This is a genomic window from Pirellulimonas nuda, from assembly GCF_007750855.1.
Classification (GTDB): Bacteria; Planctomycetota; Planctomycetia; order Pirellulales; family Lacipirellulaceae; genus Pirellulimonas; species Pirellulimonas nuda.
Genome location: NZ_CP036291.1, coordinates 1,193,335 through 1,210,741, shown reverse-complemented (window position 1 = coordinate 1,210,741; position 17,407 = coordinate 1,193,335). Strand labels below are relative to the sequence as shown.

Annotated in this window: 15 protein-coding genes; 8 read left to right on the top strand and 7 right to left on the bottom strand. The window is 66.6% G+C overall.

What is annotated here, in order from left to right:
• Nucleotides 1-84: 84 nt before the first annotated feature.
• On the bottom strand, nt 85-1,209 hold the full coding sequence (locus Pla175_RS05140; protein WP_145291985.1) for a DUF1559 domain-containing protein: 1,125 nt from the start codon (nt 1,207-1,209) through the stop codon (nt 85-87).
• A gap of 451 nt (nt 1,210-1,660) precedes the next feature.
• Here Pla175_RS05140 and Pla175_RS05135 point away from each other — a divergent pair, with 451 nt between their 5' ends.
• Together Pla175_RS05135 and Pla175_RS05130 are read left to right on the top strand one after the other, a co-directional pair.
• Nucleotides 1,661-2,914: a hypothetical protein gene (locus Pla175_RS05135; protein WP_145281758.1), complete on the top strand. Its 1,254-nt coding sequence runs from the start codon at nt 1,661-1,663 to the stop codon at nt 2,912-2,914.
• A 76-nt stretch (nt 2,915-2,990) separates the two neighbouring features.
• A complete protein-coding gene (locus Pla175_RS05130; protein WP_145281756.1) occupies nt 2,991-3,950 on the top strand; it encodes a PEP-CTERM sorting domain-containing protein in 960 nt (319 codons plus the stop codon).
• A gap of 171 nt (nt 3,951-4,121) precedes the next feature.
• Here Pla175_RS05130 and Pla175_RS05125 read toward each other — a convergent pair whose 3' ends face one another.
• Nucleotides 4,122-5,318, bottom strand: coding sequence for a ribonuclease D (locus Pla175_RS05125; protein WP_145281754.1), 1,197 nt, complete (start codon nt 5,316-5,318; stop codon nt 4,122-4,124).
• A gap of 243 nt (nt 5,319-5,561) precedes the next feature.
• The gene (locus Pla175_RS05120) at nt 5,562-7,265 is read right to left on the bottom strand and encodes a sodium:proton antiporter (RefSeq protein WP_197527275.1); all 1,704 of its coding nucleotides are present in this window, start codon (nt 7,263-7,265) and stop codon (nt 5,562-5,564) included.
• A 281-nt stretch (nt 7,266-7,546) separates the two neighbouring features.
• On the opposite strand from Pla175_RS05120, the gene Pla175_RS05115 reads away from it, so the two are divergent.
• The 5 genes from Pla175_RS05115 (at nt 7,547) to Pla175_RS05095 (ending at nt 12,241) form a co-directional block, all read left to right on the top strand.
• Nucleotides 7,547-8,305 carry a (5-formylfuran-3-yl)methyl phosphate synthase gene (locus Pla175_RS05115; protein ID WP_145281752.1) on the top strand — a complete coding sequence of 253 codons (759 nt, stop codon included), beginning with the start codon at nt 7,547-7,549 and terminating at the stop codon, nt 8,303-8,305.
• A gap of 192 nt (nt 8,306-8,497) precedes the next feature.
• Nucleotides 8,498-8,698: a hypothetical protein gene (locus Pla175_RS05110; protein ID WP_145281750.1), complete on the top strand. Its 201-nt coding sequence runs from the start codon at nt 8,498-8,500 to the stop codon at nt 8,696-8,698.
• Between the two features lie 167 nt (nt 8,699-8,865).
• A complete protein-coding gene (locus Pla175_RS05105; RefSeq protein ID WP_145281748.1) occupies nt 8,866-9,171 on the top strand; it encodes a polyhydroxyalkanoic acid system family protein in 306 nt (101 codons plus the stop codon).
• A 138-nt stretch (nt 9,172-9,309) separates the two neighbouring features.
• Nucleotides 9,310-10,617 carry a tetratricopeptide repeat protein gene (locus Pla175_RS05100; RefSeq protein WP_145281746.1) on the top strand — a complete coding sequence of 436 codons (1,308 nt, stop codon included), beginning with the start codon at nt 9,310-9,312 and terminating at the stop codon, nt 10,615-10,617.
• A gap of 22 nt (nt 10,618-10,639) precedes the next feature.
• On the top strand, nt 10,640-12,241 hold the full coding sequence (locus Pla175_RS05095; RefSeq protein ID WP_145281744.1) for a DUF5722 domain-containing protein: 1,602 nt from the start codon (nt 10,640-10,642) through the stop codon (nt 12,239-12,241).
• A 33-nt stretch (nt 12,242-12,274) separates the two neighbouring features.
• Here Pla175_RS05095 and Pla175_RS05090 read toward each other — a convergent pair whose 3' ends face one another.
• Together Pla175_RS05090 and trpD are read right to left on the bottom strand one after the other, a co-directional pair.
• Nucleotides 12,275-12,775 (bottom strand): hypothetical protein, encoded by a 501-nt coding sequence (locus Pla175_RS05090; protein WP_145281741.1) that lies wholly within the window; start codon nt 12,773-12,775, stop codon nt 12,275-12,277.
• A complete protein-coding gene (trpD, locus tag Pla175_RS05085; RefSeq protein WP_145281739.1) occupies nt 12,762-13,799 on the bottom strand; it encodes an anthranilate phosphoribosyltransferase in 1,038 nt (345 codons plus the stop codon). The genes Pla175_RS05090 and trpD overlap by 14 nt, the downstream gene beginning before the upstream one ends.
• A gap of 205 nt (nt 13,800-14,004) precedes the next feature.
• Between trpD and Pla175_RS05080 the strand changes: the two genes are divergently transcribed.
• Nucleotides 14,005-14,928: a nucleoside hydrolase gene (locus Pla175_RS05080; protein WP_145281736.1), complete on the top strand. Its 924-nt coding sequence runs from the start codon at nt 14,005-14,007 to the stop codon at nt 14,926-14,928.
• Between the two features lie 157 nt (nt 14,929-15,085).
• Here Pla175_RS05080 and Pla175_RS05075 read toward each other — a convergent pair whose 3' ends face one another.
• Both Pla175_RS05075 and Pla175_RS05070 read right to left on the bottom strand, forming a co-directional pair.
• Nucleotides 15,086-16,192 carry a S1C family serine protease gene (locus Pla175_RS05075; protein ID WP_145281734.1) on the bottom strand — a complete coding sequence of 369 codons (1,107 nt, stop codon included), beginning with the start codon at nt 16,190-16,192 and terminating at the stop codon, nt 15,086-15,088.
• 233 nt (nt 16,193-16,425) lie between these two features.
• Nucleotides 16,426-16,866, bottom strand: coding sequence for a TraR/DksA family transcriptional regulator (locus tag Pla175_RS05070; protein WP_145281732.1), 441 nt, complete (start codon nt 16,864-16,866; stop codon nt 16,426-16,428).
• Nucleotides 16,867-17,407: the final 541 nt, after the last annotated feature.

The window sequence follows — 17,407 nt, the reverse complement described above, 5'->3', positions numbered from 1 at the left end:
AGACTTGCTTCATCAAACTCTCTCTACAACGGACCTAAAGGGGCGCTCTACAACCGACTCAACACCGCCAGCGACGTCGGCCGGCTAGTTCGTCTGGCCTTCGATGTCGGTCTCGCCGTCGTTGATGCTGATATAGCGAGCCATCAGCCACGGATCGACGTCGTCCGGCAGGAACTGCACACTGCCGTCCACAAACGCGGAGTTGACCCCCCCCGGGTGCAGGCTGCGTGGCGCCGCGTAACCGCTGGATCCGCTGGCGCGGCATCCCATGCCCTCAAACCTTGCGTCGGCCGGGCAGGTGCGCAGCTCTTCCGGGATCAGGCCGCTGTTGGTGTTCGCGACCAGGTTGGGCGTCTTAGTAGAGTCGTCCCCGCCGGCGCTCTGCTGGGCGGGTGAATAGGGCTTGGTCCCCCGCTTGCGTACGTCTCCGCTGCAAGCCGTGGCGACGCTGCCGCCGGTGATCTTCGCGCTGTTGTGCATGTCGAAGGCCAGCAGCGACGCGCCGGCCAAGTTGAGCGCCCACACGCCGCGCTCGTCGGTCGGGTCTTCTCGCGTGCGCACTTCTGCGAAGGCGATCGTGTGGCTTGTTCCGTCGACGAGCTTACGGAGCGGCTGTTCGATCTCCGCAATAGCGCCTGGGTAGTGTCGGAGACACTCCAGGTGGATCGGGCTCACGTAGGCGGCGTAGTTCGATCGCGCGAACCTCCTTCCAAAGTTCTTGCTTGCGTCTTGGTAGAATCGCTGGGAGGCCTGATCGGAGGCGCAAAGCATCGAGGCGATCGGCGTGGCCTGAGGATCAATCTGGACGCCGCCCCGCACCTGATTGTCGACCGGCAGATCAAGATCGAATTGATCGTAAAGCGCCTGCTCTTCGATTTGAGGCAAGATCGAAACCACCCAACTGTACATGAGCCCCCCTTGTGAGGAGCCGCTGTCGGTGGGGCCGACGAACAAGTCGTCGCCGAAGGGGAGTTCGCCAAACTTGGAAAACGACGGTAGCCCTCCCCGCGCGGATTCGTAATTTAGGCTCGCCAGTGCGATCTGCTTGACGTTGCTTTGGCAGCTCACGCGCCGGGCAGCTTCGCGGGCGGCTTGAACGGCGGGCAGCAGCAGAGCGACCAAGATCCCGATAATGGCGATCACCACAAGCAGCTCAACGAGCGTGAATGCGGACAACCGATGCGGGTTCCTGAAACTAACCGAGCGCATAGCGGTCTCCAGAGGGGGAAGCGATGCGCACGCGAAATCAGCGAGCGCCTCTCAGGGTGTAAAACGCCTGCCTCTTCCCGCACGGCCGCTCATTGCGAATCGCGCGAAGATCCAACCGCAAACGAGTATACCGATGCAGAGCTGCAGCGATTCACACATTCGCGCAGCGGTTTCTCACTCCGGCGCACGCGAGTCAGAAGTTCGTTGACGTTAAGTTTTTTTACTCTAAGGTGACCTGCGGTTGGACAGAGTTCAGGCGAACGTGCGTTTGTTTAAGCGGAGTGTGGCGGCGGTGCAGCAGATGAGCTGCCTGCCTCTGCCTTCGCGTATCGCCCTCGAAGGATTCAGGCTGATGTCCATCCCCCGGTTTTTCCTGCGCCCTAGCGCGCTTCGTGCGCTATTGATCGGCGTAGCTCTTTTTGCGATCTCCCGGACCTCTTCTGCTCAGGTCTTGTTCCAGGACGACCTGGACGACAACACCTCGGGTTGGGTCCTTGAGTCACTCACGGGCAGCTTCGGCCTGGCCGGCAGCGATGCGGTGTTTGGGTTTGATTACTCGGCGCTAGGCATCCCTGAGGCGCCAAATTCTGGCGTAGCCGATGCAGCGACGCGCGGCGTCCGTCTCCGCACCAACACTACGGGCCTGCCGCGCGATCAAGCGGCGCTGTCGCTCACCGACGCAAGCTTCTCCGGCAAGTACTCCGTACAGGTCGATATGTGGCTGAATTGGCCCCCGGATCCCGCCGCGGTCGGCACTACGATCCACGGGGGTATGTATGTCGGCGACTCGCTGCCCGGGAACGTGAACGCCAACTTCCCCGCTCAACGCGGCGCAGGCTTCATTGCAGACACCGACGGCGACTGTGGTAACTGCGACTACATCCTGCTGAAAGACCGTTTTGAGATGGACACGTTTAGCGGCCAATATTCCGTCAGAGACTTTGGTTTTGGTAACCAGCCGGGTATTGATGCGGACGACCTGAACACCAACCCGGCCAACGGTGACCTCATCAATCTGCCGGCGTTTTTGCCGACTTTCGACATCGACGCCGCCACCGGCGGGCTACAGAACGCCGGCGTTGCGCAACCGGCCGGCGCCGCGGGATTTCAGTGGCTTACGATTGTGGCCGAGGTCGATCCCACAGCCGTCGGTATAGGGCCGGGCACTGCACTGGGAACTGCCAAATTCTCGGTCATCAACCCCGCCACGTCTCAGGTGTTGGTGATCGGGACCGTCGACAACAGCGTTCCCGACGTACTGGACGACGACGGCGACGGCGACGACTGCGACGACTCGGCCGGGTCTGAAGACATTTGCGTCAACACGGTGGACCCCCTGGCCGGCGACGTGCCGGTGAACATGGAGGGTCGCATCGCTCTGTTCCTGGTCGACTTCTTCGCGGGGGCCGGCTCGAACCTGAACCTGTCGTTCGCTTTGTTCGACAACGTGCTGGTGACGCAGTCCTCGACTACACAACCCGGCGATTTTAACCTCGACGGGTTCGTGGACGCCGCGGACTACACCACCTGGAGGGACGGGCTCGGAGACACCTTCACCGCCGGCGACTACGACGTTTGGAGGGCGAACTTCGGCATGCCTGCTTCTGCTGCTATCGCGGGTTCTTCCGTGCCAGAACCCTCGGCTTGGTTGATTCTAAGCCTAGCGATCGCTCCGGCGACCCGGCGATTTTTCTTTAAGCGGTAACTCCCTTGTGCGGGTTACTCAATTCGAACAGGCGACTCGAAAACACCCCTGTTGTTCCTCGACTGGAGAAGACCTGATGAGAATGTGGAAGTCGTTCGCGTTGTTGGGGCTGGCAGCCGCGCCGGTTCAAGCACAACTCCCTTTCCTTGAAACCTTTGACGACGGAGTCGCCTCGACGCGTTGGTCGGCGCCCATTGTGGATGAGGAAACCGGCGTGCAGGACGGATCGGTCGACTACGCGTTCGACTACGGCGCGGCTGGGATCCCGGCCGCACCCGGAGGAGGAAGCTCCATCGGCGTGCAGTTCTTCGCAAACCCGACCGATAACAGCGCCGGAGACGAGGGCGAGGCGATCGGCATCATCGCCAGCGGGCTAACCCTGCCCGCCGCCAACTTCGTTCTTTCCGCCGACGTCTACTTTCGGGTTCTGCCGGGTTCCGAGGACTCCGCGACTGAGTACGTCACGCTCGGCGCCTTCACCGGCCCGATCAAGTCTCCCGCCACGGCAGCGCCCGACGATGAGGTCCCGTTCCGGTTCTCCGTCTCCAACGGCAACGGGCTTGCATGGCAGATCACGGGCGACGGCGGCTCTGCAACCGACATCGTCCGCTACGAAGACGCCGGCAACGCCGATACTGGGTCGCAAAGCAACCTTGGCTCCCTGGACTCCATCCCCTTTGGCACGATCCCCGGTGTGACGACGGGCGCCGGCAACCCTAATAATCCGTTTGAGCAGTTCGGCTTTCAAAATCGCTGGGTGACGTTTTCGATTACCAGCATCAACGGCCTGGTCTCGTTCGGCATTAACGGCGCCACCATCAACACCTTTGATAATTCGGGCGGTGCATTTGCCGGCGGCTCGATCATGCTCGGGCTGACCGACGCCTTTAACTCCGCGGCCGGCGCAGGGGTCTACACCGTGTTCGACAACATCAGCGTCACCGAAGTCGTGCCAGAGCCGGCCAGCGCCGTGCTGCTGGGACTCGGGGCCGTTTCCGGGGTCTACTTCCTCCGCCGCAGGCGTGGTACGCACTAGGCAGCGCCCGGCACGCTGTGTAATCGGTCAGCGCTAGCCGACGGGCTCCGCCCCGTCGGCAGGGGCAAGAGCGCTATCTCGATCGAGCCGCTCCGGCGGGACGGAGCCCGTCGGCTGGCTCGAGAGGGGATTGGCGGCTTGGCGCCCAGGATGGGTCGTCGGCCAGGTTGCTTACAGACCGTCGATCGAAAGCGGGTGCTCGCTACGCGGGTTGCTGATGCGGATGCTGGTCTTGCCCGCGAGCAGGTCGTCGATCAGGTTGCCGATCAGCTCGGCCCGCCAGCCGCACGCGAGCGCGGGGGGGTCGTCTTCGGGCGAGGCGAAGCCCAGGCGTTCTGCGATCAACTCGCGTAGGTCGGTCGCGGAGCCCACCAGGCTGGCGGCGATGTTTTGCTCGCGGCAGATGCTGTTCACGGCCGGCGCCAGGAACTGCCCCAGCAGGTTCAACTGCGGGGGTGGCGGCTTGCGGCTGCCGCCCCGGATGCCGTCCAGGGAGGCCTCGAGCCCGCACTGCACGCAGGCCGCGATCTCGTCGGTGGCCTTCTTGAGCTGGCCGTGCTGCATGCCGCGGATGGCTTTGATCTTGTCGGCGCTGGACAGCTTGCGTTTGGCGATCTCGGCGATCAGGTCGTCCCGCAGCACCCGTTTGGGTGGAAGGTTGCGTCGCTCTGCTTCGGCTTGGCGCCAACGCCACAGCTCGCGGACCACCGCCAGGTTGCGCGGGCCGAGGTTTCCGATGCCCGACACCCGGCGCCAACGCTCGCGGCCGCGGGCCTCGGTGACTTCTTGGACAAAGCCGGCGGTCTCGTCCGCCAGCCACTGGGTGCGGCCCAGCTTCTCAACCTCTCCGCCGATGGCGTCGTGCAGGGCGTCGAGGTAGCGGACGTCCTCCAGGGCGTAGTTGATTTGATCAGTGGTGAGCGGCCGGCGGCGCCAGTCGGTCCGCTGCTCTCCCTTCTCCGGCCGGATGCCGAGGAAGCGGGTGACCACCGAGCTGTAGGCGGCCGGGTACTCTGCTGCGCAGAACGCTGCGGCGAGCTGCGTGTCGAACAGGTTGGCCGGGGGGGCGCCGATGGCCTCCAGCGAGAAGTTGATTTCCTCCCGCGCGGCGTGGGCCAGCGTCACGTGGTCGCCGTCCGCCAGCAGGCGCCAGAAGGGGGTGAGGTCGCCCACCTCGTAGGGATCAATTACCGCCAGCAGGCCGTCGGCCGCTACCTGCACCAGGCACAGCTCCGGGCGGAACGTGTCTTCGGAGACGAACTCCGTGTCAAACCCGATCCGTTTGGCGGAAGAGAGCCGCTCGCACAGCTCGGCGAGCTGCGCCGGGGAGTTGATGGTGTCGTGCGTGGAGTCGTTCGTTTGGGGCATTGGGAGAGTTTAGCGAACCGGGGTGGAAACTCCCAGACGGGTTCCAAGGGACGCGGAGGGGGCGGTCTCTCGCAGAGGCGCGGAGACGCAGAGATATCAGCAGAGAGTCGATCAAGCCTCGATGGTCAATCGCTGTTGATCACGAAGATTGATCTTTGAGGCTTGTGTCTTCGAACACCGCGTTCGTCCTCTGCGTCTCCGCGCCTTTGCGAGAGGCTCTTTTGTCGCCGCGAGAGCCCCCTCCTACAACAGGTGCCGCCACGCCAGGAAGCCGAAGATCGGCAGCAGGATGGCGACGCTCCACAGCATGTAGCCGAAGAAGCTGGGCATCTTCACGCCCGACTTCTCGGCGATGGCCTTGACCATGAAGTTCGGCCCGTTGCCGATGTAGGTCATGGCGCCCATGAACACGGCGCCGAGGCTGATGGCCACCAGGCGGTGCTCGTCGACCCCGGCGATCTGGTGGATCCCGTCGACGCTGGGGAGCGCCCGGGCGGTCTCGAAAAACACCAGGTAGGTGGGCGCGTTGTCCAGCACGCTGGAAAGGCCCCCGGTGATCCAGAAGAACTGCATCGGCGACTCGATGCCGAGCGAGGCGCCCTCGATCTTGAGGATCTGCAGCGCGGGCTGCATGCAGATGAAGATGCCGACGAACAACGCGGCCACCTCAACGATCGCGTGGAAGTTGAAGTTGTTGGCGATCCGCACCTCGCGGCTCCCGAACCACAGCGAAACCGCCACCAGGGCGAGCTGGGCGATCTCGCGGAGGTACATCCACGGGTGCCACTGGGTGCCGGGGACCGTTTTGGAGGGGTCGAGCAACGCCACGGCCAGCACGACCCCCAGCAGCAACGGCACGTTGAGCGCCATGCCGCTGTATTTGAGGTGGCGGATGTGGCGGATGTCGCGGGTGATGTCCGCTTCGGTCTCGTGGGAGTAGAAGTACTCGTCGATCAGCAGGTACGCGACCAGCAGCATGCCGACGCACTCGGCCCACTCCTGCCACAGCCCGAGGGTCCAGAAGAAGGGGACCCCCTGCAGGTAGCCGAGGAACAGCGGCGGGTCGCCGATGGGCAGCAGGCAGCCGCCGCAGTTGCAGACGATAAAGATAAAGAACACCACCGTGTGGGCCACGTGTTTGCGTTCCTGGTTGGTCTCTAGCAGCGGCCTGATCAGCAGCATCGCCGCGCCGGTGGTGCCGATGAAGCTCGCCAGGACGCCGCCGGCCAGCATAAAGATGGCGTTGGTCATCGGGTTGGCCTGAAGGTCGCCCTGGATGCGGATGCCGCCGCTGATGGTGTACAGGCTGAACAGCAGCACGATAAACGGGATGTATTCCTGCAGCAGCGCGTTCTCGAGGACCGTGCTGACCTCCGCGAGGTTAAAGCCGCCTGAGTTGGGGGCCACGATCTTGTGCGCAGGCCAGTGCCCCTCGATCGGCGCGTTGTGGACCAGCCCGTAGTAGGCCAGCACCAACAGCCCCAAGCCCCCGGCGACGATCAGCCGGCTGACGTTCGACTCCCACCAATGCTCGATGGCGGGCACCAGCGGGAAGATAGCGATGGCGCCCAGCAGCAGCACGAACGGCACGACCGTCCAGATCGGCGGCGGCGTCAGGTGTTCTGTTTCGTGGGGCTGCTCGGCGGCTTGCGTCTCGCCCTCGCCCTCTGCGTGCTCGGCTGCTTCCTGCTCAACTCCTGCAGGTTCACCTGTCTCGAGCTCGCTGGCAGAGTGCTCTGCTTGCCCATCGAGCGCGGCGTGCTCGTCGTGGGCCGCGGCGTGGGCGGCCTCGCCATCGACCACCATCTGGGTGCCCAGTTGCGGGAACCCCATCGCCAGGGCGCCGACGTACAGGGCCATCGTCACGACGATGGGAACAACCACAGCCGTGCGCGCGCCCCCCGGGGTGTGGTGGTGGTCGCCAGCGTGCTCGGGATCCATCGACATTCCGTTTTCCTTCATGATCTCAATCGTTCCGCCACTCGCGAGGAGCGTAGGCGGTAAGACTAGCGGTCGTGTAAAATCTCGTCTATCGGCTGCGCCCGGTACGGCGGCGCGTAGCTAGCGTGTGGCGAAAAAGCCTAGGCCGCTAGCAACGCCCGGCGACGCTGCGGCCAAACGCCGTGGCTTTTCCGCCACACCCCCACCCCACCCGGCCGCACAACCGGCGCATCCCGAACCCGGGGAGCGCCCCCGCCGCGGCCGGCGGGCCCCTTCCAAGAGACCCCATGCCCCCCACTGCCCCCGGGCCGCAACTGTTGGTGAGCGTCCGCTGTGCGTCGGAAGCACGCGCGGCGCTCGACGGCGGCGCCGACTGGATCGACGTCAAGGAGCCCGCCCGCGGACCGATGGGCGCCCCCGCGATCGGCGCCGTCCGCGCGGTCGCACGCGCCCTGCACGGGCGCCGCCCGCTCTCGGTCGCCGGCGGAGAGCTGACGCGGTTGGCGCCCCGGTGGTTGGCGGGGCTGGCGGGCGTGCCGGGGGTCGGCGTGCTCAAGCTGGGGCTGGCGGGCGCGGCGGCGCTGGACGATTGGACCGACGCGCTGGGCGCGGCCCAACGCCTGCTCCCTGCGCGGGTCCGCGTGGTCCCGGTCGCCTACGCCGACCACGCGGCGGCCGGGTGCCCCAGTGTTGAGTCGGTGATGAATGCTGCGCTGGGCGCGGGCCTCGGGTGGGTCGTGATCGACACGTTCGACAAGTCGCGCGGAAGCCTCTTCGACCACTGGCCCCAGCGCGACGCCGACGCTGCGCTGCGCAGCACGACGCTGCGCGTGGTGCTCGCCGGGCGGCTCGACGAGCACGCGCTGCGCGTCGCGGCGGCGCTCGGCCCCGCGGTGGTCGGCGTGCGATCGCTGGCGTGCGACGGGGGACGCGGCGGGGTGGTTTCGCGGCCGCGCGTAGCGGCCGCGCGGCGCACGATTTTGGGATCAACTGTGCGCGCCGCTGTCAACCACCCGGGCGGCGCAGAGGCCGCGGACGCCGGCTGATTTGCTTGACACCGGCGCGCGAAGGGGCATACTGCGCGTTGCTTGGCGAGGGGCAGACGGGGAGCGATCGGGGGTTGGCCGAGTCGTTCCACTCTTCCAAGGACGCGCTCGCGGGCGACCCGGAGGTTGCCGATGGAGAGAGGCGGATCCAACGACGCAGAACCACTGGTCGAATTATTGGGAGGGGACGCCATGCGAAGAAGTGTTGTCGATGCGGTGCGAGAGGGTCAGTGGGACTTTGAACCGGCGGAGCTACCGTCGCGTCTGTACGACTCAACCGTCGCGCTGCCGGGAAGCAACGAGAAGATCGCCGTCATGGCGGCGCGGGCCGAACGCGGGCTGCCTTTGTGGCACGAAGAGGATCGGCTAGATTACGAGAAGTTGCTGGAATGACGCTTGACCACGGATAGCACGGATCACACGGATGACCCCCCCGAAAGTTTATTTTGATGTCGAACCGCCGAGATCAAGACGAAGGGGGGTCTCTCGGAGTGCATTCATCCGTGTGATCCGTGCTATCCGTGGTTCCACTTTGTCGCTCAGCTTACAGGCCGCCGCCGATGCCCAAGTTTAACGTGACTGTCCCGCACACGCTGTCCAAGGAAGAAGCCCTCGAACGCCTGAAGCGGTTCAGCGACCTGATCGGCAATCGCTACGCCGGGCAGGTGAAAGACATCAGCCAGTCTTGGGACGGCGACAAGCTGAACTTCGGCTTCACCACGTTCGGCTTCAAGATCGGCGGCGTGGTCGAATCGACCGACAGCGGCGTGTCTGTCGCCGGCGACCTGCCGATGATGGCCGCCCCCTTCAAGGGGAAGGTCGAGAGCTCGATCCAAGAAGAGCTGGCCAAACTCTTGCGCGCTTAAGGGTTCAGGCTTAAAGAATGGGACGCGGATTGTCGCGGATGACGCGGACACGCGCGGATTGCCAAAGCAGCGTCTTGAGGCGCCACCATTTTTTTCATCGGCGCCGATCCGCGTCCCATTCGTTTCTTACCCGACCCCATGCCGCACGCCGACAACCCGCACCTGACCCGCGCCCAGATGTTGTTGGGCCGCCGCATGGTGGCGGAGGCCCAGCGCGAGCTCGGCCAAGCGCTCGCCCAGCAGCCCGACAGCGCCGAGGCGCACGCGTTGCTGGCCATCTGCCGGGCGCAACAAAAGGCCTACGACGACGCCACCGAGCTGAGCCAACGCGCCGTGGGGCTAGCCCCCGACTCGGCGCCGATCCGTTACCTGGCGGCCCAGGTTGCCCTGATGCGCAACGACCTGCCGGTCGCCCAATGCCTAGCGACCGAGGCGATCGAGCTCAACCCGCACGACGCCGACTACTTTGCGCTCCGCGCCCAGGTGAGCGTGGCCCGCAGCGCGTGGCGTGAAGCGATGGTCGATTTGAAGTTCGCCCTGCAGCTCGAGCCAGACAACGCGCTGGCGCTAAACCTGCTGTCGGTCGCCCAACGCGGCGTGGGAGACACAACCGCGGGCCGCCAGACGCTGACCGAGGCGCTGCGGCGCGACCCGGAGAACGCCTGGTCGCACGCCAACCTCGGCTGGTCGCACCTAGAACGGGGCGAGCTGAAGGACGCCGAGCGGCACTTCCGCGAGGCGATCCGGCTGGAGCCCTCGCTCGAGTCGGCCCGGCAGGGGGTGCTCGAGACGGTCAAGGCCAAGGCGCCCCCGTACCGCTGGTGGCTCAGCTACTTGTTCTGGATGAGCCGGCAGACGCCGCAGGTGCAGATGGGCGTGCTGTTCGGGCTTTGGATCGGCGCCCGCATGGTCGGCGGCGCCGCCGACCGCTGGCCCAAGGCGGCGCCGGTGCTGTACGGGGTGCTGGTGCTGTACGGGCTGTTCTGCCTAACCACCTGGATCGCCCGGCCGCTGTCGAACGCCGCGCTCTTGCTCCACCCGTTCGGACGGCTGGCGCTGCGCCCGAAAGAGAAACTCGAAGCGGTGGTGGTGGTCGGTTGGCTGGCGGTGGGGATCGGGATCGGGGTCGCCGCGGCGGTAACCAACTCGCACGTCTACGCCTCGATCGCCATTGCGCTGCTGCTGACCTGGGTGCCGGCCACGATGGCGTTCAAGTTCGAACACCCCAAGCCGCTGCGGATTATGATCGGGGTGACGGCCCTGGTGGCCGTGCTGTCGGTGAGCGTGATGAGCGTTGAGCTGCTGGGCCCCGACCGCGCGCCCCAGGTGCTGCCCGCGGCCTTCCTCAACGGCGTGTACGCCCCCGCGGTCAAGCTGCTGCCCTACTCGCCGCTGGCGGTGCTGCTGCTGGCCAACGCCCTTGCCGCCAACCGTTGGCGAGACTGAGCCGAACCAACCGAGGGCCTTAATGCGCTCCCAGATTCTACTGCTTACGTTGCTCCTTCTCCCGCACACCGCGGTCGGCGCCCCGCCCCGGGTCTCCCAGGTCCGGGTGACGCCCACCAGCATCGTTCTCGCGAGCGACGCCCCGCAGGGCGCGACGCTGTACGAAGCCCCCCTCTGGGCCGACGAGCGCGACGCGGCCGACCTGATCCGGGTGCAGGAGCTGCCCCCCGGCGTGGCGGAGGTGACGGTCGACCGCGTCGCGGGCGAGGCCGGCGCGTTGCGGGACCGGCTGCTCTCGCGGTGGGTCGTGGCGAGCGGCGAGGGCGCAGGCCGCTCGCTTTCCGCGCCACGCTTCGCAGACGAAGTAGCGCCGCGCGCCGAGCTGCCCCGCGTCCTGCCGCGCAGCAAGAAGGGGCTCGGCGGCTACTCGGCCGGGCGCGGCCCCGACCAGGACCTCGACGCGCTGGGCATCACCAGCGTGACGGTGAACATCCCCTTGAGCTTCTTGCGCGTCACGCCCCAGCGGGGCGCGATCGCGCTGCGGCACGCGGGCCGGGAGTACTGGGCAGATGCGGGCGCCATCGCGCGGCTCGACCGCACGATGGCCCACACCTACAAACGCAACCTGTTGGTGCTTGGCATCTTGCTGATGCCCCGGCCCGACCAGTTGCCCCCCGATGTCGCGGTGATGGCCGACCCTAACTGCGATCCCGGCGCGCACTTCGCGATGCCCAACGTCCGCTCCGAGCAGGGGATGCGGCTCTACGCGGCGGCGCTCGACTTCTTGTGCGAGCGGTACAGCCGCCCCAGCGGCGAGCATGGCCGCATCCACCACTGGATCGTCCACAACGAGGTAGACGCCGGGTGGGAGTGGACCAACGCGGGCGAACTGCCGCTGGCGGAGTTCTTCGACCTCTACTACCGATCGCTGCGCGCCGTGCACCTCACCGCGCGGCAGTACGACCCGCACGCCCAGGCGTTTGTGTCGCTCACGCACCACTGGAACGCGGCCTACCCCAACCACGGCTACAGCTCGCGGGCGATCCTCGACCTGCTGCTAGAGCGTTGCCGCACGGAGGGAGACTTCGCTTGGGCGCTGGCGTACCATCCCTACCCTGCTTCGCTGTTGGAGCCGGCGACCTGGGACGACCCGGGCGCCACACGGCGCCTCGACACCCCCAAGATCACGCCGAAGAACCTCGAAGTGCTGGCCGAGTGGGCCTGCCGGCCCGACACGTTCTTCCGAGGCGAGCGGCAGCGCGTGATCCACCTCTCCGAGCAGGGGCTCAACTCACGCGACTACAGCCCCCGTCAGCTCGAGCTGCAAGCCGCGGGGCTGGCGTACTTCTGGAAGAAGGCCGCTGCGCTCCCGGAGATCCAAGCGATGCAGTACCACAACTGGATCGACAACCGCCACGAAGGGGGCCTGCGGATCGGCCTGCGTCGGTTCCCGGACGACAAGGACGACCCGCTGGGCAAGAAGCCGGCGTGGGAGTTGTACCGCGCCGCGGGGACGCCCCAAGAAGACGAAGCGTTCCGGTTTGCGCTGCCGGTGATCGGCGTCGAGAGTTGGGGCGACGTGACGGATAGCCACGAAGAAGCACAAGAAAGCACAACGCGTTAGGGGCGAGCCGCCGGCGTGAGCCGGCGGAGTCCGTCACTCTGCACGCTTCGAACGCTCCATCCAGTGCCGCACCAAGTCGATCAGCAGGAACACCCCCGCGGCCAGCCCCCCGGTCAGATAGCCAAGCACAGCCCCCGAAAGAATCGCGGGCATCGTCGTGGCGACAAACGCCGGGCCGACCGCGAGTTGGCCGCGCCAGTACCCCCACGCCATATAGACCGCCGGCGTCAGACCGCAGAACACGGCGCCCGCGATCCAGGAGGCCTTGCGTGGGTCGTCGCCGCGAAACAGCACCACCTGGGCCCCCCCAACCCATGTAACGAAAACCACCATCCAGAGTGACAGCCACTCGTCGGCGCCCAGCGCTTTGAGCGCCGTTAGCAGCAGCGCGTACGCGGTCGCCACGATTAGCATCGACGCCAGGTCGAACCGCCGCGGCACGCTGTAGATGTCCTTCGGCGGGCGCCAACGCTCGCGTCTGGCGGGGGGCGCAACGGGCCCATCGCGGTCGGGCGTTTCTTCAAGCGGGCTCATGCGATCGCTCGACGAGGCGTTGGAGGAGCCGAGCCGCGCCGCCCGAGTCGATCGCCTCGGACGCACGCTCCGCGGCGAGCTTGGGGTCGGCTTCTTGTTCGGCGGCGATCAGCGTGGCCGCGGCGTTCAGGACCACGATGTCGCGCGGCGGCCCTTGCTCGCCGGCGAGCACCGCGCGGACGACCGCAGCGCTCTGCTCGACCGACTCGATCAGCAGCGCGGAGAGCGGGCCCTCGGCGACGCCGAAGTCGGCCGGGGTCCACTCCAGGCGTCGCTCACCGGCGGGGGTCACCTCGATCACTTGCGTGGGACCGGTGATCGACACGTCACCCAGTCCGTCGGCGCCGTGGACCACGAGGGTCCGCTGGGTCCCCAGCCTGGCGGCGGCGCCGGCCAGCAGCGGGGGGAGCTCGGAGCGTCCCGCCCCCAGCAGTTGGTGCTCGGCGCCGGCGGGGTTCGCCAGCGGGCCCAGCGTGTTGAAGATGGTGCGGATCCCCAGCTTCTTGCGCACCGCGCCGACGTGCCGCATCGCCGGGTGCTGGAGCGGAGCAAAGCAGAAGCAGAGGCCCAGCTCCTCCAGGCAGGCCTCGACCTGCGGGACCGACGCGTCGAGGTTCACCCCCAGCGCTTGCAGCACGTCGGCCGACCCGCTGCGGCTGGTGACGCTGCGGTTGCCGTGCTTGGCGACCACGGCGCCGGCCGCCGCGGCAACAATGGCCGCGGTGGTGCTGATGTTGAACGTCTGCGACCCCCCGCCGCCGGTGCCGCAGGTGTCGACGATCCCGCGACGGCTGCTGCGGATCGGCGTCATGCAGCGCCGCATGGCGAGCGCCGCGCCGGCCACCTCGTCTACGGTTTCTCCCTTGTGGGCCAGCGCCGTGAGCAGCGCGGCGATCTGGGGCTCGGCGGCCTCGCCCCGCATGAGCGCCTCGATCGCGGCCGAGGCCTCTTCGAGCGTCAGGTTTTGCCCGGCCGAAACCTGGCCGATCAACGCGTTCAGGCCTTCGTTCAAGGCAAAATCCATCGTTAAGTAGGGGATATCCGTGTTGCTAGCCGCTGCGCATTGCAGGATAAAGGGGGCTAATGCACAGAATACCCAATGACCAAGCCCCGATGACCAAGAAAATAGCGGAGGACCGATTCTCCGCTAACCGGCGTGCGCGGCCCGCGCGGCTGGGCAGGCCATCTTTGCAAACGACTAAAACCTAACGCCTCATACCTCTTCTGCTATGCCCCGCAAAGTCATCCTCGATATGGACCCCGGCGTCGACGACGCGCTCGGGCTGTGCGTCGCTTTGGCGTCCAACGAGCTGGAGGTGGTCGCCGTTACCGCCACCGGCGGGAACGTGCTGCCCGCCTTGGCCACGCGGAACGTGCAGGCGATTATCGAAAACCTCGACCCGCAGCGCTGGCCACGGATCGGCGCCGCAACCGCCGAGCAGCCGCTGCGCACCGACGGGCGCGACCTGCACGGGTCGGACGGGCTGGGGGGCGCCGAGTTTCAGGTGGCCGAGCTGGCCAACCGCCACGCCTCGATCAAGGTGATTTCCGACGAGATCCGGCAGGCGCCGGGCGAGGTGACGGTGGTCTGCTCGGGCCCGCTGAGCAACCTGGCGGCCGTGCTGCAGCGCGAACCCGATATCGCCCAGGCGATCGGCCAAGTGATCGTGGTGGGCGGGGCCGTGGCGTGCGGGGGCAACATCACCCCGGCCGCGGAGTTCAACATCTACTGCGACGCGGAGAGCGCCCGCGACGTGCTGCGGTCGCGGATCACTAAGACGCTGCTGCCGCTGGACGTCACGCGTCAGCTCAGCATGCGTTTCGACCTGCTCGACCTGGTCAAGCAGGGCGACGGGCGGACGGCCAGGCTGCTCGATCGCATCCTCCCGGGCTACTACCGCGCCTACCGGCACCGCATGGGGATGGAGGGGATCTTTGTGCACGACGCGGTCGGCGTGGTGATGGCGATGCACCCCGAGCTGTTCACCACCGAGCCGATGTCGGGCGACGTCGAAACCGCCGGCGACCTCACCTACGGCGCCACGGTGTTCGACCGCCGGTCGAAGCCCGACTCGCAGCCGAACATGGAAGTCGTGACCGAGATGGACGTGGCGGCGGTGCGCGACTGCTTGCTGCGGGGCGTCAAGGGCTGAGGGACGTATTGGAGATGATAGATGATAGAGGCTAGATGATAGAGGCTAGATGATAGAGGCTAGATGATAGAGGCTAGATGATAGAAACGTTGGGTCGTTCCTCTCTATCATCTAGCCTCGATCATCTATCATCTCCCGCTCTTCGTGCCCTTGGTGGTTAATTCGTTGCCCCGGTTTCCGCGGCGATCTCGACGCGGGTGCGCATCGGAGCGCCGTCGCGGAAGACCACCAGCTCGACGCTCTGGCCTACTTCGGTCAGCTTCACCAGGCTGATCAGGTGGTCGTCGTCTTCGATGCGGGTGCCGGCGAAGGAGATCACCACGTCGTCCGGCCGCAGTTGGGCCCACTCGGCGGGGGAGCCGGGGGTGACTTCCTTGATGCGGGCGCCCACCAGCCGGGGGAGCCCGATGGCGCGGGCCCGTTTGTCGTCGAACAGGCCGTCGAGCGTGACGCCCAAGAAGCCCCAGCGGACCTCGCCCCGGTCGACCAACTGCCGGGCGATGCGCATGACCACGTTGATCGGGATGGAGAAGCCGATCCCCTCGTTCCCGCCCGAGTTGCTGGCGATGGCGGTGTTCAGACCGATCACCTCGCCGCGTAGGTTGATCAGCGGGCCGCCGCTGTTGCCGGGGTTGATGGCGGCGTCGGTCTGCAGGAAGTTCTGGTACTTCACCTCGCCGTCGCCGAGGTCGAGGTTGTAACGCCCCTTGGCGCTGATGATGCCGCGGGTGACGCTCTGGCTCAGGCCGAACGGGCTGCCGACCGCCAGGGCGAACTCGCCGATCTCCACCGCGTCACTGTCCCCCAGCCGGGCCGGAATCAGGTCGGTTGCTTCGACCTCCAACACGGCGACGTCCGTCAGCGGGTCGCTCAGGATCCGCTGCGGGGTCAGCACCCGGCCGTCCGCTAGCTGGATGCGGATGTACGGCTCCGACGAGTTCTTGACCACGTGGCGGTTGGTGAGCACAAAGTCGCGGACCCCAAACCGAACGATCACCCCCGATCCCGCTTCCTGCACGTTGCTCCGCACGCGGTACTCGCGTAGCGGGCGGGCCTCGATGTGGACCACGGTGGGGGTCACCAGGGCGACGACGCGTTTGACGATCCCCAGCTCGCGCTCCATCGCCTCGACGTCGCGGGCGAGCTGGGCGAACTGCTGGTTGCGCTCGCTATCGGCCGACAGCGGGGCGCGTTGGCCCAGCGCGGGCCCGCCGCCGAGGGTAATCGCGAGCGAGGTCGCGAACGCAAGTAAACGATGATCCATGCTCGGCGCTGCCCAACACGGCGCTAGCGGGGGCGCCGTTCGCACCCTCGCGAACGGACTACGGGAACCACCGGCCAGCGCCAGAAGAGTATAGCCCGGTTGGGGCCGGCGGGGCGACCGTAGTGGGGCCAAATTGGGTGGCCAAATGCAAAGCCCCGATGACCAAGACGCGCAGCTACCTGCGGGGCTTGATCATCGGGGCTTGCGTGATCGCTGGCCAGCCGGGTCGTGGATTACGACATCTCGAGGTCGGAGATCGACAGCTCTGCGTCGCCCCCTTCGTCGATGATCCGGCTCCAGTCCGCGCGGTCGTTCTCGTCCAGCCTGCCGTCTTCCGCGGCCCGCTGGCACTCGATGCACATCGTGGCGTAGGGGAGCGCGTTGAGCCGGGCCATGGGGATCTTGCCGGAGCAGTACTCGCACACGCCGTACACGCCCAGGCGGATCCGCTCGAGAGCGCGTTCGATGTGCGACAGCTCGCGGCTCTCGACCTCGGCCAGTTGCGAGCTGATCTCGTCCTGGGCCGCGTCGAGGGCGGCGTCGATCACGTCGCCGCTGGTCTGGTCGCGCATCTGCTTGAGCATGCTCAGGTCGCCCGACAGGGCCTTGCGCAGGGCGTCGCGGCGCATCACCAGCAGGTCGCGCATCTTCTGGATTGAGTCGTTTCGGGCCATCTTGGTCTGCCTCGGTGCCGGAGGCGCCGCATCAGCCGTCGGTGCGCCTCTGAGGGAGGACGCCGGCGGGGCTTCTGGGGTTCGCCTGGTGCTCTGCTGGGTGGCCGCTACGACGGGGTGTCGGCGGCCGGTGCTTCTTCTTTGGCTGCATCCCGAGACCTCTGGGTCCGAGTCGGTCTGCAACCGAACTATAGTACGCATCACGCCGAAAAAGGTTTGCGCCCGAAAAAAGCAATTCTCGCTTCCGGCTGATTTTTCCGCAGCAACCGCCGATTGTAGGAAAAATACGCCCTTTTCCGGCCTCCCTCGGCCCCGCCCAGAAGACGCTGGCCACGGTTTCCAGCGACTCTTACATCGGCACAACCGGAACGATCCGGTGAGCCGTTCTGGACGGGTTGCCGATCTCCCCCCCTGTGGCGCCAGCGGTTTTGACCGTGCGGCAGGCGAAAGCTACATCCCCATGGCGGAAGGTCCGTGGCCCAGACAAGGCCGCGTCCTGCCTGCCTCGCCGATACCGCAACCTTTATGCCGCTCAAGAACT